We start from the raw sequence: 14,773 nt of genomic DNA, 5'->3' as shown, positions 1-14,773 counted from the left end.
AAAAATTTTCTCAATCAAGCTCAACCTGACTTAATCTTTTTGGACCCGCTTCGATGACCTCTTTTGAACAATGTTTTGCATAGAGCTTGAAATTTTCAATAAATCGTGCTGCAAGTGCATCGTATTTTCGCCAGTATTCTTTTTTATCTCCCCATGAAGATGCAGGATCTAAAACTTCTGATGGAACATCGGGACAGCTTAATGGAACTTCGAAACCGAACAATTTATCTTTTCTGTACTCTACATTATCAAGTTTACCTTCGAGAGCTGCGTTAAGTAAATTTCGTGTGTGACGAATGCTGATTCTCTTACCAACACCAAATTTTCCACCCACCCAACCAGTATTAATTAACCAGACTTTAACATTGTATTTCAACATTCTTTGCTTCAACATTTCTGAATATTCGAAAGGATGACGAACCATAAATGGTGCACCAAAGCAGGCACTGAAAGTTATTTCGGGCTCTATTCCTAATCCAATTTCAGTTCCAGCAATTTTAGAAGTGTACCCGCTAATAAAATGATATTGAGCTTGTTCAGGATTTAATCTTGCAATTGGTGGTAAAACTCCCTGGGCATCGCAGGTTAAGAAGATGATATTTTTTGGATGTGAGTGAACATAACCTTCAGGAACAATATTTGGTATAAATTCAAGTGGATATGATGCACGAGTGTTTTCTGTAATTTTATCGTCATCCAGATCAATATGGCGGGAAACTGGATCAAAAACTACATTTTCAAGAATTGTCCCGAATCTTTTGGTACATGAATAAATTTCTGGTTCGTTTTCAGGAGATAGACGAATTACTTTTGCATAACAACCAGCTTCAAAATTAAATACGCCTTGAGAACTCCATCCGTGCTCATCATCACCGATTAATTTTCGCTTTGGGTCAGCGGAAAGAGTTGTCTTTCCAGTTCCACTTAATCCGAAGAATAAAGCGACATCTCCATCCTGCCCAACATTTGCAGAGCAGTGCATTGGAAGAACATCTTTGAAAGTTAAAAGATAATTCAAAACAGTAAAGACAGACTTCTTTATTTCGCCGGCATAAAGTGTGTTTGCAATAATTGCAAGTCTTGCACCGAAATTAATAATAATTGCTGTTTCTGTTCGAGTACCATCGATTACTGGATCGACTTTAAAACCTGGGACAGCAATAATAGTAAACTCGGGAACGAACTTTTTTAATTCGTCTTTATTATCAATAGTAATAAACATATTTCGAGCGAAAAGACTATGCCAGGCTTTCTCTGTTATAATTCTTATCGGCATTCGATATTCAGGATCGGCACAGGCATAAACATCCTGAACAAATAATTCTTCACCTTGAGCCCAAGCCTGCAAACGTGCAAAAAGCGCATTAAACTTTTCGAGACTGTAAGGTCTGTTATAAATTCCCCACCAGATATTTTTTTCTGTTGATTCTTCTTTTACAATATATTTATCAGCAGCGGCACGAGCAGTGTGTTTACCAGTAAAAACCAAAAGTGGTCCGCCTTTTACTATCTTACCTTCATTTCTAAATACAGCTTCTTCGTACAAAGCTTCTTCGGGTAAATTCCAATAAACTCGATCAAGATAAGTCAATCCCTGATGTTTCAGTCTAAAGTCAGAAGCAAGTTCCATTGCTTCTTTTGATGCCGGAGTATTGAATTCGAGATATTTGCTCATGCCCAGTCCCTCACAAGTTTTCTATCGCCAATATAGAGTTCGTTTGGTGCGTTTGGATCAACAGCCCATTTAATTCTTTCAATTCCTTCCTGGATTTCTTTAATTGTTCCAGCAAAACTTAATCTAATATAACCTTCCATTCCAAACTCAACACCAGGAACAGTTAAAACCATGACTTTATCAATTAGAAGTTGAGAAAGTTTATGAGAACTTTTTTCATAAGCACTGAAATCAGCGAAGCAATAAAATGTACCGTCAGGTACTTTGAATTTAACTCCATCAATAGTTCTTAAAAGATCGCACATCACATTTCTATTATTTTCCAAAGTTACTCTTAAATTTTCAACGCTCGATTGAATTCCATTTAATGCACCAACGGCTGCAAGTTGTAAAACCACGGAAGGTCCACCTGTTTGGTGTCCTTGAATATTTGTCATCGCTTCGATGATTTTTTTATTTGCCACAGCCCAACCAATTCTGAATCCAGTCATTGCATATTGTTTTGAAACACCATTAATGATAATCAATTTTGAATTTTCATCTTTCTTCTTAGCATATTCCCAGCAATTAATTGGCTTTCTTCCATCAAAAATTAGACGATGATAAATGTCATCCATAATCAGATAAAGATCTCTTCGCTCACAGAAGTCGACAATATCAGCAATAAATTCTTCTGAATACATCGCACCAGAAGGATTATTCGGTGAATTAATAATTACTGCTTTCGTATAACTTCCTACTCTTTGCTCAATATCCTGAATTCGCGGATAAAATGAGCCATCTTCAGGGTAAGCTGGGACACCTATTCCACCACAAAGTTTTGCCATTTCTGGATAACTGACCCAGTAAGGTGCAGGATAAATTACTTCTTCTTGCGGATTCAAAATTGCTTGAAGTGCGACCATTATCGCCTGTTTTGCACCACTCGATGCAATTACATTTTCAGGTGCAACTGATCTGTTATAAAATTCCTCTGTATATCGAATTATTGCTTTTTTCAAAGCAGGAATGCCATCAGGTGGAACATAACGAACTTCACCTGTATTCAAATTCTGAACTGCAGCAAGAATTGCGTCAATAGGTGCTCTGCTTTTTGGTTCACCTACACTAAAATTAATAACTGGTTCACCTTTTTCACGAAGTATCTGAGCTTTTTCATTTAAAGCAAGAGTTGGTGATGCTTGAATGTTTTTCGCGATATAACTTAAACTCATAATTACACCATTGATTTTTTATTTAGGCGGGAAAATTTAGATGGATCAATTAAAAGTTTCATAAAATTTAATTTAAAATTTCAAATCACATAATTGAATAAAAATTTTTTCTAAGCAAAAATAAGAAATAAAAATTTTACAGCTACAGGTAAAAATTCAACTAAATAGGGGAATAAACTTAAACTTCCATTATTTCTTTTTCTTTATGCTCAAGAAGTTCGTCAATTAATTTTATATATTTATCTGTTAATTTTTGAACTTCGTTTTCTGCCCGTTTTCGTTCATCTTCAGAAAAATGTTCTTCCTTTTCGAGTTTTCTTAGATGTTCTATGGAATCTCTTCTAACATTTCGAACAGCAATTCTACCATCTTCAGCAAATTTTTTGCAAAGTTTTACAAGATCTTTTCTTCTCTCCTCTGTTAAAGGTGGAATAGGAATTCGAAGAATATTTCCGTCATTTATTGGATTGAGCCCTAACTCTGATGTCAATATTGCTTTTTCGATTGCTTGTAATGCTGATTTGTCCCAGGGTTGAACTACAAGAGTGTGAATATCCGAAACAGAAATATTTGCCAGTTGATTCAGAGGAACATGTGAACCATAATATTCAGCTTTAATTCCATCGAGAAGAGCCGTTGTCGCTTTTCCGGTTCTTATTTTGGCAAATTCCTGCCGAACAACTTCGATGGATTTTTTCATTTTGTCTTCAGCTTCTTTTAGAACTTTGGAAATCATAATAACCTCAAATTTTAGTGAGTTTTAACTTCGAGGTCTACTTTTGTTCCTATTTTTTCACCGAGAATAATTCTTTTGAGATTGCCAGGTACATTCATATTAAATACAATAATAGGAATTTTATTTTCCTGACAGAGTGTAAACGCTGTCAAATCCATCACCCGCAATCCCATCTTAATCACATCTGAATAATTAATTTCGGTGAATTTAATTGCATCAGCATTCTTTTCAGGATCTGAATCATAAATTCCATCAACCCTAGTGCCTTTTAATATAACATCAGCACCAATTTCAATGGCTCTCAAAGCAGCTGCTGTATCAGTCGTAAAATAAGGATGACCTGTTCCAGCTCCTAAAATTATAATTCTACCTTTCTCGAGATGACGAATAGCTCTTCTGCGAATATATGGTTCAGCTATTTCTTCGATTCGTATTGCGGAAAGCAGTCGGGTGTGAACATTTCTTTTTTCAAGCGTGCTTTGAAGAGCAAGAGAGTTAATTAGAGTAGCCAGCATTCCCATTTGATCGCCAGTGACCTGATCAAAACCCTGTTGAGTGCCAGCTACTCCTCTAAAAATATTTCCACCACCAATTACGATGGCAATTTGAACGCCCAGATTTTTTACTTCGATAATTTCATCAGCAAGACGAGAAAGAACATTAGGATCAATACCAAATTTTTTTTCGCCTAAAAGATCTTCACCACTAAGTTTAAGCAAGATTCTCTTGTATGCAACTTCAGACATTATTTTTTCTCGTCTGCTAAGTGAAATCTAATAAATTGTTTAACTTTTACATCTGTATTGTTTGCTTCGTTATAAGACTTAATCAATTCACCTACTGACTTAGATCCATCTTTAACAAAAGCCTGTTCAAGTAAACAAACTTCCTGATAGAATTTTTCTAATTTACCCTGAGCAATTCTTTCAAGAACTTGTTCTGGTTTACCTTCATTTCGAGCTTGAGTTTTATAAATTTCAATTTCCTTTTCGATAAGTTCTTTATCAACTTCATCTCTTGAAATGGTCATTGGTTTCATTGCGGCAATTTGCATTGCTATATCGCGTCCAAATGTCTTAAAATCAGCAGGTACTGGTTTTGTGTATTCAAAAATTACAAGAACACCAAGTTTTGATCCGGGGTGTATGTAATCAACGATTGAACCATTTTCAACATTAACTTTTTTAAATCTTGATAATTGTATTTTTTCACCAATCTTACCAACTGCCTCGTTAATTAAATCTGTAACTGTTAATCCATCAATCTGGGCATTTAACAATTCATCAAGATTTGAAAAGTTATTTGCAAAGACAAGATCTGTGATTTTATTTGCAAGTTCTGTAAATGCTTCACTTCTTGCGACAAAATCTGTTTCACAATTTAATTCTACAATAGCAGCTGTTTTGCCATCTTCGCTTATTCTGGTAAGAATAAGACCCTCATTGGCTGTTCTTTCTGCTCTTTTTGCAGCAACAGCTGCACCTTTTTTCCTTAGATACTCGATAGCTTTCTCAAAATCGCCACCAGTTTCTTCCAGTGCTTTTTTACAATCCATCATTCCAGCACCGGTTTTTTCTCTTAACTGCTTCACTAATTCAGAAGTAATAGCCATTTTCAACTCCCTCTTAAAGATTAATTTTTATCAGACATTTTTGCTTGTTTATCAGCTTCAGATTCTTCTTCAGCTTTAATTTCTTTGGATCTCTGTTGACCTTCGATAATTTTATCAGCCATAAATCGAACGATCAAATCAATTGTTCTGACTGAATCATCATTTGCAGGAATTATATAATCAACACCGTCAGGATCACAGTTTGTATCAACAATTGCAAAAACAGGAATGCCAAGTCGATTAGCTTCTTTGACAGCAATATGTTCTTTCTTGATATCAACAATAAAAATAGCGCCTGGCAAGCGAGTAAGATCTCTCACGCCTTCGAAAACTTTTTCAAGCTTTTCTTTTTCACGGGTTAGAATTAATCTTTCTTTTTTAATCATTCGGTCGAAAGTTCCATCAGTCATCATCTTTTCAATATTTTGAAGTCTTTTAATGGACTTTCTGATGGTAGTAAAATTTGTAAGCATTCCACCGAGCCATCGTTCACTAACCCAGTGCATTCCACATCTTTGAGCTTCTCTTTTAACTATATCTTTTGCCTGTTGCTTTGTACCTACAAAAAGTACTTTTTTACCTTCCGCTGCAATTTTTTCCATTGCATCGGCAGCAACTGCAAGTAATCTTTTCGTTTTATTTAAATCGATTATATGAATCCCATTCTTCTCCATGAAAATGTAAGGTTTCATTTTGGGATTCCAACGGCGGGTTAGATGCCCATAGTGAGCACCTGCTGCTAAAAGTTCTTGCAAACCAATTTCCACGATTTTTACTCCTTATTTTTGTTGTTAAACTTCTACCCGCTTCATCTTTATCTGAGATCCCTTTTTCCAGGGACACACTCAGATAAATCCACGAGTATGCTCTTTTAATTATTAAACAAATAAAATTAACGTTTGGAGAACTGGAATCTCTTTCGAGCTTTCGGTTGGCCGTATTTCTTTCTTTCGACCATTCGAGGATCTCGAGTGAGATATCCTAATTTCCTGAGCGTCGGACGATAGTCTGGATTTACCAACACTAAAGCTCTTGCAATTCCAAGTGAAATAGCTCCAACCTGACCAGTTGTTCCACCACCATTGACATTGACCAAGAAATCATATTTACCGACAGCATCGACAACCTTTAAAGGTTCTATAGCTTTCATTGAATCAAACTTTGTTGGGAAATATTCATTAATATCTTTCCCGTTCACAGTAATTTTTCCTGAGCCAGGTCTAATTATAACTCTTGCAACTGAGGTTTTTCTTCTTCCGACTGCAATTTTATCAACCATTAATCACTCCAGCTTATAATGTTAATAATTCTGGTTTTTGAGCCTGGTGAGGATGATTTTCACCAGCATAAACTTTTAATTTTTTTACAATTCTTCTTCCCAATCTTCCTTTTGGAAGCATTCCTTTTACAGCGTGTTCAATAACAAATTCTGGATGTTTCTGCATATATTCTTTAAAAGTGGTGAATTTTGCTCCACCCGGATATCCTGAATAGCGGAAGTAAGTTTTTAATTCTTCTCTCTTACCTGTAAGCCTTACTTTATCCGCATTAATTACGATTACATAATCACCACAATCAATATGTGGAGTAAATATTGGTTTATGTTTGCCTCTTAAAATTCTTGCAACTTTGGATGCCAATCGACCTAAAATCTGGTCTTTTGCATCAACTACATACCATTTTTTTTCAACATCCACTTCTTTAGCAGATTTAGTGATTTTTTCCTGTTTCAATGATTAATCCTCCATGAATCGATACTTTTATTCATTATTTAGCTTACAAAGTTAAATAAAATTGAGTGTTTTGTCAAAGAGCGTGATGAAAATCTTGTCGTATAGTTTTTTAATTCATCCTGAATTCAATACAAGTTATTTTCCAATAAAATATTTCTATCAACAATCGATTTCAATTTCTCCAATTCGAATTTACTCTAAATTTTAAGGCTCAACCTTTTTTAAAGTTTTGTGTTAAGCGACTAAAAGATTTTCATCCAAAATGATTATTTAAACTTTGAAAAAGAATAGGGATATGGTTAAATTTAGGTGTAATTAACCAACAAAAGGAGCATCGTTATGAGGAAATTTTTTACCATCCTATTAATTTTTGTGAGCTACTTATACTCACAACAATTTACTCTTGAATGGGTCAATCCAAAACCAACAGGAGCCAACCTGTTAGACGTTGAAGTAATCGCACCAAATAAAGTTTCAATTTATGGGATTGTTGGTACAAATATTAAATCAAACGATGGTTTAAATACTTATAATCTTGAATTCTTAGATGAAAATCGGAACGATATCTGGGCTGTTCATTTTCTAAATGAATATGTCGGATATCTCTGCGGTGAAAACGGCTTGATAATGAAAACTACTAATGGAGGCTTAAACTGGGTTGCTCAAAATTCCTGGGTAACAAGCCGACTTTATGACATAAAATTTTTAAATCCAGATTCTGGTTTTGCTGTTGGTGCAAGTGGACTCGTGCTTAAAACCACTGACGGCGGCAATAATTGGATTACATCTTATTACCAAACAAGCACAATCTATACTATCGAAATAATTAGTAAAGATCTTGTATTAATTGGTTCTGCTTATTCAGGCGGACAGCTTGCTAAATCCACTGACTTTGGTAATTCTTGGACTGCAGTAACTTCGTCTGCTTTAAGCTCTTCTGTATATTCCATATTCTTTTTAAATGAAACCACTGGCTGGCTCGGGACTGCATCAAATGGAATACTTTTTACTAATGATGGCGGACAAACCTGGCTTCAACAAATGCCTCTTTCAAATATTATCTACGATATAAAATTCAAAAATAGTCAGGTTGGTTTTGCATCTGACTCCAAAGGCTATATATTTATAACAATTGATGGCGGATTAAATTGGATTCCATATCTCACTCCTTCAAAGAGAGCACTCCGAGCAATTGCAATTGATGGTGATAATGTTTATGTAGTCGGTGATGCAGGAAGTATCTATCGAAGTACTAATAATGGAAATACCTGGGAAGAAAAATTTTCTTACATTGGTCAGGCACTTGAATTTCAACGAAGAGTAATCTTCTTAAATGAAAATATCGGATTTATTTGCGGAGGTTCATCTTCATCTGCTGATTCTTTGGGTTATGTTCTTAAAACTACTGATGGCGGAGAAACCTGGACACAACTTCCTTATAATTTTAAAACTCAACTCTATGCAATTTCAGCTCCATCAGAAAATGTTATCTATGCATCAGCTGGTTCAAGTTTAGTATTTAAATCAACTGATGGTGGATTAACCTGGACTAAATCAACGATTTACACTACATCAACAACTTTGTGGGATATCCAATTCTACGATGAAAATCTTGGTTATGCCTGTGGGGCAAGTGGTAGAATTTTCAAAACTACAAACGGAGGAGCTAACTGGACATTACTTACAAGTCCATTTGGAACTTCAACGGTTTATACTATGTCAATTCTTGACGCTTCAACTGTTGTTGCTGTTGGAGTTAGTGCAAAAGCTTATAAGACAACCGATGGAGGATCAACTTGGACAGCTCTATCGGTGGGCATTCCAGGAAGTTACTTTATTGTTAGATTTTATCAGAATGTTGGTTACATTGGTTCTTATCTATCTCCCGCTGGTTATGTATCTAAATCAACCGATGGGGGAAATACTTGGACACCACTAACAACATATCCGGGTACTCAAAGCGTTTGGGGTATTGCGGTAAAGGACACGAGCACAGTTTATGTTACTGATCTCTATGGCTATGTTTATTATTCAAATGATGGAGGAAATAGCTGGGTATCTGTTCCGAGAATTTTCGGGACAAATTCATTTTATTGTTCCATGGCCGGTGATAAGCTATTTATATCAGGATCAAATGGTGCAATAATAAAAGGATATTTACCAACAATTCCACAGGAAACAAGAACGGTTGCTTACAGTTCTGGATGGAATATGCTTTCAGTTCCTCTCGTTTCTAGTGATATGCGTAAGACATCGCTATTCCCTGATGCTGTCAGTTCTGCATTTGCTTACGATGAAGGTTACTATATTGAAGATACATTGAAAACAGGAAAAGGTTATTGGTTGAAATTTAATGATGCAGGTAGTGTTAATGTAATAGGATTAAAAGTTCAGAACTATTCGATACAACTTCCAGCAGGATGGAATTTATTTGGACCATTTGATTTCGATGTACCAATAAGCAATGTTAGCACCAATCCTCCAGACATTTTGGCTTCTGCTTTCTTCAAATATGATAAAGGTTATAAAACAACTGAGGTTCTGGAAGTTGGCAAAGGCTATTGGATAAAATTAAGTCAGCCAGGCACTCTAACATTCTCAACTGTTTTGAACAAAAAGCAGTATATAACTCAAAATTTGCTCGCTGATGCACTAAAGATTTCTATCTCTGATTATGCAGGCAATTCATCAAATCTTTATTTAGTTCAAAATCAGAAATTAACTTCACTTGAACTACCGCCCAAACCACCCGCTGGAATTTTTGATGTGAGATTCGAGAACAACAAATTAACTGAATTGTTTGATAATGATTTTAAGACAATTGAAATTAATTCTGCAAGTTATCCAGTTGTGATTAAAGTGGAAGGCTTTAATGCACAGATAATGGATTGCATTAATGGAGAAATGCTCAATCAAATTTTGAAAGCTGGTGACAAATTAATTATCAACGATCGAAATATTACGCATCTTAAGATTAAACCAACAAATATTGTGTATGACTTCGCACTGTATCAAAATTATCCGAATCCATTCAATCCTGTAACCACAATTAAATTTAGTATTCCAGAAGCATCGAATGTTAAGCTTTCACTTTATGATGTGCTTGGCAGAAAAGTAAAAATACTTGTTGATGAAAAATTGAATGCTGGAATTTATACTTTCAATTTTGATGGCAGCGAACTTGCTTCAGGAATTTATATCTATAGACTTGAAGCTGGTAAGAATGTTTCTATTAAAAAGATGATGTTGCTTAAGTAATTGATTAACCGAAAAACAAAAAGGCTGTCTGAGAACTCTTCAGACAGCCTTTTTTATTTTAAAAAAATTTTTAAGGTGTGAAAGGATTATTTGGTCCCTGCGTAAGTCTGTTGATTGTTCTGATAGCTTCCTCTCTGATTAACAAATCCTCTGATTTGTTTTTTAATTCATTACACACTCTAATAATATCAAATCTTTTAGGTGAGAAATAATACCAGCCGAGTGCTTCAATCACAGCTTTTCGTAATTCTTTAGGCTTCTTTACATTTTTTGCAATTTCAATAAGCTTATCTACAGCATCTTCATAAATGTACTTTCTGAAAGTTCTAACTTCAAAAATCCTTTTGCGAAGATTAATTGTATCATTTTCAACAACTTCAAAAATTTCATTCTGTCTTCTTTTATCCGGGATGCGCACAAAAAAATCATCTTTTGTAAAACCATACTTTTTCTTTTCATTTAAAATCTTTTCCACTTCTCGAGCGATGATTTCAATTTTCTCAGATGAGTTAATTAATTCCATCACTGACTTTGCATTATATCTAACTCTGTCCGATTCATCATCAAACGAAGCACGAACGATCAAAGGTAAAAATTCTTCTTTCCCTATAAAACCCATCCATTGGACAGAAAACCTTCTAATTAATTCATTCGGATCATTGATTGATTTCACAAGAACTTCTTCAAAATTTTTATTTCTTAGTTGGGCAAGACATTTCAATACCATTAATCTTACATTTGGCGAAATATCATTTAAATAAATATCCACCAGTTGAGATGAAAATCCTTCTTGCTTTATTTCGAATAATTTTCTGACAGCCAGAGTTCTTAGTACAGGATTCGATGAGTTTAATAATTTAGTTAACATTTTTATGTCGTTCGAATTAATTAACTCATCTATTTTCAGTTTTGTATCTGAACTAAATCGAAATGTTGGATCACCAATTATGTGCGATTCAAGGTAATTATTAAAACGATTCCATTGACCAATCCTTGCACCGAAATTCAACAAACCGATTAGTTCATTCACAAAAAGATCTTGAAGAACATTAACTGAATTTGCAAGTGCAGCAACTGTATTCCCATTTCCAAAAACATATTCACCAGCAATATATTCATCAAGATGAAATGAACCATTAAAACATTCATCAAAAATTACAAATTTCGGTCGTGGAGATAGTTTTCTAACATCATCAATATGTATATCAAGATCGTAATTTAAGATTGAATCCTTTCTGATCACTTCATCATCAAAAGCACCATCAAACCAATCATCAGGAACACCAAAAGATTTTTTGAAATATTCTTTTGTCTCTTCAATCGAACGATTACTTTCTTTCGCTGATCTCAACTTACTTCGCAAATAAAATTTTATGCTTTCAATGTTTTCGTTAACATTCGATGCCTTTGGATAACTTGAGAGTAATTGTGCATCTGAAACACCATGAGCGTGAAAAATTGCAATGTCTAATTCAGGATTTTCAAGTTCATCAAGAATAACTTTTTTAATGTTTTTATCCATTTCATAAAAATATTTTTTATATCGTCCTCCGACTTTAAATGCTTCAGGAAAATGTTCAATTAAGATTTGAGTTTCATCTATCCAGGATGTGAGTGATTCGGAATTATAACCATGACCGGTAAAAACCAATACATTATTTAACTTTTCTCTGCTGGCTTTTAAGCTGGAAACTTTTAATAAATAATTTTTTATCTTTTCATATTTCAATGAATCTGGAGAAGGTTTTATCCGTGCAGTATAAATTTCTTTTTCAATTCGCTGTGGAGATTCGGGTAAGAGTCTATAATAAAAGTAAAGTTTTTGAACTGAATCCTGTTTGATAAACTCAAATTTCAAATCGAAATCATCATAAAATCTATCAGATGGAACTGATGATCTATCCCATGAAAATCTTTGCTCATCGAGTTTAAATGCAGAAGTTAAGTGTTGAGCTTCTCTGATCATTGGAATTGGAATTTCGCCAATGAAAACAGCTCCTTCGAGTTTTGGTTTTGAGTTGTAAAGCTTAAGTATTTCGTTTTTTATTTCTTCAGGAGATTGCCAGTTATTGATCAAAACATAAGTTGCAAGATTATCTTGTTCAATAGAATTTTTATATCTGATAACCGCATCATAAGCTTTTTCAAAAGTTTGATTATCAATAAAAATGGCAAATGAAGTATTTGAATTGATCCCCGGTTTTAAAACTTTAATCTGTGAATAAAGAAAACCCCAAGAAACAATAAAGATTACAAGAAATAATTTTAACCTGTTCATAAAATTTTACCTTACTATTTGAGATAAATCATTTTCTTTGTGGTAATTCGATTATCTACCATCAATCGATAAAAGAAAACATTAGACGCCTTTTCATCTGAGCTGGAAAAAGTCAGATTATCCATATTAAGTTCAACTTCATAAGTTCCGGAATGAAGCTGTCTATCAACAAGAGTTGAAATTCTTCTGCCAAGCAAATCAAAGACTTCAAGCTTAACATTCTTTATACCGTTTCCATCGGCTGGGATTGTAAATCTAATTTTTGTCGTTGAGTTAAATGGATTTGGATAATTGTAACTTAAATCAAAATCTTTTAAGTCATTATAAGGCTCATTAACCGAAGTAATTTTTTCAGTTGCTATCAATCTTCCATCTGAAGTTCCAAAAAACGCTCTGCCAGAATTATTAATAGCTGCAGAAAAAATTATTGCCGAATTTTTTAGTGAAAGATCAACCGTCCAGCTAAGTCCACCATCCGTTGTTTTCAAGATTGTCCCATCGTAACAAGCGACATAACCGAGTGTATCTCCAAAAAAGTTTACAGTATAAAAGCTTGAATCAATTCCATTGATATTATGATTCACATAATACCAGTTAAGACCCTTATCGGTTGTATAGCAGATATAACCAATACCGACTACCCAGGCTTTATTTTCATTTACAACAAAAATGTCTTTAAAATCTTTTTTCGTTAAATGAGAAGGGAACGAATGAAAATTAAAAACAGTATCCCAATCAATTCCGCCGTTAGTAGTTCGCATCATCCAACGTTGTGGTCCTGCAATAATTCCGGTGTTCTCATCAAAGAATGCAATGTTGCCGGAGATGTATCCAGGTCCATTTAATAATTTTAATTGAAACCAGCTTTCTCCTCCATCAGTGGTTTTATAGACATAATATTCAGGATAATCATTCAAACTCATCCAGGCATAACCAATTTGATTTGTCGGAAAGGAAATTCCACCGACCCGATTTCTTGCATTGAAGGCCACGGGTTCGAGAACTGTTCTCCAGCTTTCTCCGCCGTCCGTTGTTTTAACTATATGACGATTTTCTTTCAATATAAATCCAGTGTTTTCATCAAGAAATTGCATAGCCACAGATTCCCACATTGGTGGAATTGATCTAAAATTCCAGATATCACCTGAAGGATCTTCTGAATAATAAAAATCGCTGTAACGAGTAACGGCAAAACCTTTATTACCAACAAATTGAATTGCATAAACAGGTGTCGGTGTGAATTGACGATAAAGCTGCCAGCTGTTTCCGAAATCATTTGACACTAAGATATGAGAGCCTGTACCGAGAACAACTAATTTATCACCATAACCAGAAATTGCCTTCAATCCAAATGAATAAGTTAAAAAAGATGCGTTCCATGTTTCACCACCATCTGTTGTACGAGTGATGTAAGCGAAAGAGAATCCATTACTACCAACTGCGATTCCTTCAGAAGAATTTTTAAAGTAAGCATCACGAACACGATCATAAGTCGGTTGTGGATATTGTGTTTTTTTAATCCAGTTTTTCCCGCCATCAGTTGATTTATAAATTGGAGTAACCACTCCCCAGAATTCATTCCCTTCACCTAAAGAAATTACATCTGTTGAATTTAGCCAGTGAACAGTTCTTTGATCACGGAAAAAATTATCGTTAATCGGAGTAGACTTAAGCCAGGTCTGCCCGCCATCAGTTGTATATCTTTGAGCGTCTTTCTTATCTCCTACTATCACTCCGAGATTTTCATCATAAAAATCTATATCATACCATCTTGATGCAGTTGTAGCAGAAACTAGCGAATCTTTTTTTGTCCAGGTAAAGCCTCCGTCGGTTGTTCGCATAATATAAACAGCTTTATATTTACCAATAGATATATGCCCCACATCAGGAGTTGTAAAATAAATTGCATCAAAGTATGTGAAGTCGGGAGAAATAACTACTTCAGTCCAGTCATTTCCTCCGTTTGTTGTAATTAAAATTCTGCCGTTTGCTGTTCCAATCCAACCTTTTGTTTGATCAATAAAAAACACTTTTAATAAGTCGTAATTAAATTGAGAATATTTCTTTACCCAATTCAAACCGCCATCTGAAGTATAAAGAATGATGCCTTTATTCCCTACAATCCAGCCAATATCCTGATTAACCATGAATACATCATTTAATTCGCTCTCAACAAAAGGTGAAACAACAGTGTAGAAATTCTGAGCCGAAACATTAAAACTAAGAACAAGCACAAGTAAAATGAATAACTTATTTTTCATAATCTC

Annotated in this window: 11 protein-coding genes; 1 reads left to right on the top strand and 10 read right to left on the bottom strand. The window is 34.5% G+C overall.

What is annotated here, in order from left to right; genetic code table 11:
* Positions 1–10 precede the first annotated feature (10 nt).
* From pckA to rplM, 8 genes are all read right to left on the bottom strand, one after another.
* Positions 11–1,675 (bottom strand): phosphoenolpyruvate carboxykinase (ATP), encoded by a 1,665-nt coding sequence (gene pckA / locus HPY57_07675; GenBank protein NPV11651.1) that lies wholly within the window; start codon positions 1,673–1,675, stop codon positions 11–13.
* The gene (locus HPY57_07670; GenBank protein NPV11650.1) at positions 1,672–2,889 is read right to left on the bottom strand and encodes a pyridoxal phosphate-dependent aminotransferase; all 1,218 of its coding nucleotides are present in this window, start codon (positions 2,887–2,889) and stop codon (positions 1,672–1,674) included. The genes pckA and HPY57_07670 overlap by 4 nt, the downstream gene beginning before the upstream one ends.
* 178 nt (positions 2,890–3,067) lie before the next feature.
* Entirely contained in the window at positions 3,068–3,625 is a 558-nt protein-coding gene (gene frr / locus HPY57_07665; GenBank protein NPV11649.1) for a ribosome recycling factor, read from the bottom strand.
* Between the two features lie 14 nt (positions 3,626–3,639).
* Entirely contained in the window at positions 3,640–4,371 is a 732-nt protein-coding gene (locus tag HPY57_07660; GenBank protein NPV11648.1) for a UMP kinase, read from the bottom strand.
* Complete coding sequence (locus HPY57_07655; GenBank protein ID NPV11647.1) at positions 4,371–5,237, bottom strand: elongation factor Ts; 867 nt, start codon at positions 5,235–5,237, stop codon at positions 4,371–4,373. The genes HPY57_07660 and HPY57_07655 overlap by 1 nt, the downstream gene beginning before the upstream one ends.
* 20 nt (positions 5,238–5,257) lie before the next feature.
* On the bottom strand, positions 5,258–6,007 hold the full coding sequence (gene rpsB / locus HPY57_07650; protein ID NPV11646.1) for a 30S ribosomal protein S2: 750 nt from the start codon (positions 6,005–6,007) through the stop codon (positions 5,258–5,260).
* A 122-nt stretch (positions 6,008–6,129) separates the two neighbouring features.
* Positions 6,130–6,516, bottom strand: coding sequence for a 30S ribosomal protein S9 (rpsI, locus tag HPY57_07645; GenBank protein ID NPV11645.1), 387 nt, complete (start codon positions 6,514–6,516; stop codon positions 6,130–6,132).
* Positions 6,517–6,529: 13 nt separating this feature from the next.
* The gene (gene rplM, locus HPY57_07640) at positions 6,530–6,970 is read right to left on the bottom strand and encodes a 50S ribosomal protein L13 (protein ID NPV11644.1); all 441 of its coding nucleotides are present in this window, start codon (positions 6,968–6,970) and stop codon (positions 6,530–6,532) included.
* A 339-nt stretch (positions 6,971–7,309) separates the two neighbouring features.
* On the opposite strand from rplM, the gene HPY57_07635 reads away from it, so the two are divergent.
* Positions 7,310–10,228, top strand: coding sequence for a T9SS type A sorting domain-containing protein (locus tag HPY57_07635; GenBank protein NPV11643.1), 2,919 nt, complete (start codon positions 7,310–7,312; stop codon positions 10,226–10,228).
* A gap of 70 nt (positions 10,229–10,298) precedes the next feature.
* On the opposite strand, the gene HPY57_07630 is transcribed toward HPY57_07635, so the two are convergent.
* Both HPY57_07630 and HPY57_07625 read right to left on the bottom strand, forming a co-directional pair.
* The gene (locus HPY57_07630) at positions 10,299–12,506 is read right to left on the bottom strand and encodes a HEAT repeat domain-containing protein (GenBank protein NPV11642.1); all 2,208 of its coding nucleotides are present in this window, start codon (positions 12,504–12,506) and stop codon (positions 10,299–10,301) included.
* A 14-nt stretch (positions 12,507–12,520) separates the two neighbouring features.
* On the bottom strand, positions 12,521–14,767 hold the full coding sequence (locus tag HPY57_07625) for a T9SS type A sorting domain-containing protein (protein NPV11641.1): 2,247 nt from the start codon (positions 14,765–14,767) through the stop codon (positions 12,521–12,523).
* Positions 14,768–14,773: the final 6 nt, after the last annotated feature.

The organism is Ignavibacteria bacterium, assembly GCA_013177855.1.
Classification (GTDB): Bacteria; Bacteroidota; Ignavibacteria; order Ch128b; family Ch128b; genus Ch128b.
This window is presented reverse-complemented; position numbering and strand designations above follow the sequence as displayed.

Bases quoted from the DNA above. Each gene is read 5' to 3' on its own strand.
- HPY57_07670 (NPV11650.1), bottom strand. From the start codon at position 2,889: ATGAGTTTAAGTTATATCGCGAAAAACATTCAAGCATCACCAACTCTT.
- HPY57_07655 (NPV11647.1), bottom strand. From the start codon at position 5,237: ATGGCTATTACTTCTGAATTAGTGAAGCAGTTAAGAGAAAAAACCGGT.
- HPY57_07630 (NPV11642.1), bottom strand. From the start codon at position 12,506: ATGAACAGGTTAAAATTATTTCTTGTAATCTTTATTGTTTCTTGGGGT.
- rpsI (NPV11645.1), bottom strand. From the start codon at position 6,516: ATGGTTGATAAAATTGCAGTCGGAAGAAGAAAAACCTCAGTTGCAAGA.
- HPY57_07625 (NPV11641.1), bottom strand. From the start codon at position 14,767: ATGAAAAATAAGTTATTCATTTTACTTGTGCTTGTTCTTAGTTTTAAT.
- pckA (NPV11651.1), bottom strand. From the start codon at position 1,675: ATGAGCAAATATCTCGAATTCAATACTCCGGCATCAAAAGAAGCAATG.
- HPY57_07635 (NPV11643.1), top strand. From the start codon at position 7,310: ATGAGGAAATTTTTTACCATCCTATTAATTTTTGTGAGCTACTTATAC.
- HPY57_07660 (NPV11648.1), bottom strand. From the start codon at position 4,371: ATGTCTGAAGTTGCATACAAGAGAATCTTGCTTAAACTTAGTGGTGAA.
- frr (NPV11649.1), bottom strand. From the start codon at position 3,625: ATGATTTCCAAAGTTCTAAAAGAAGCTGAAGACAAAATGAAAAAATCC.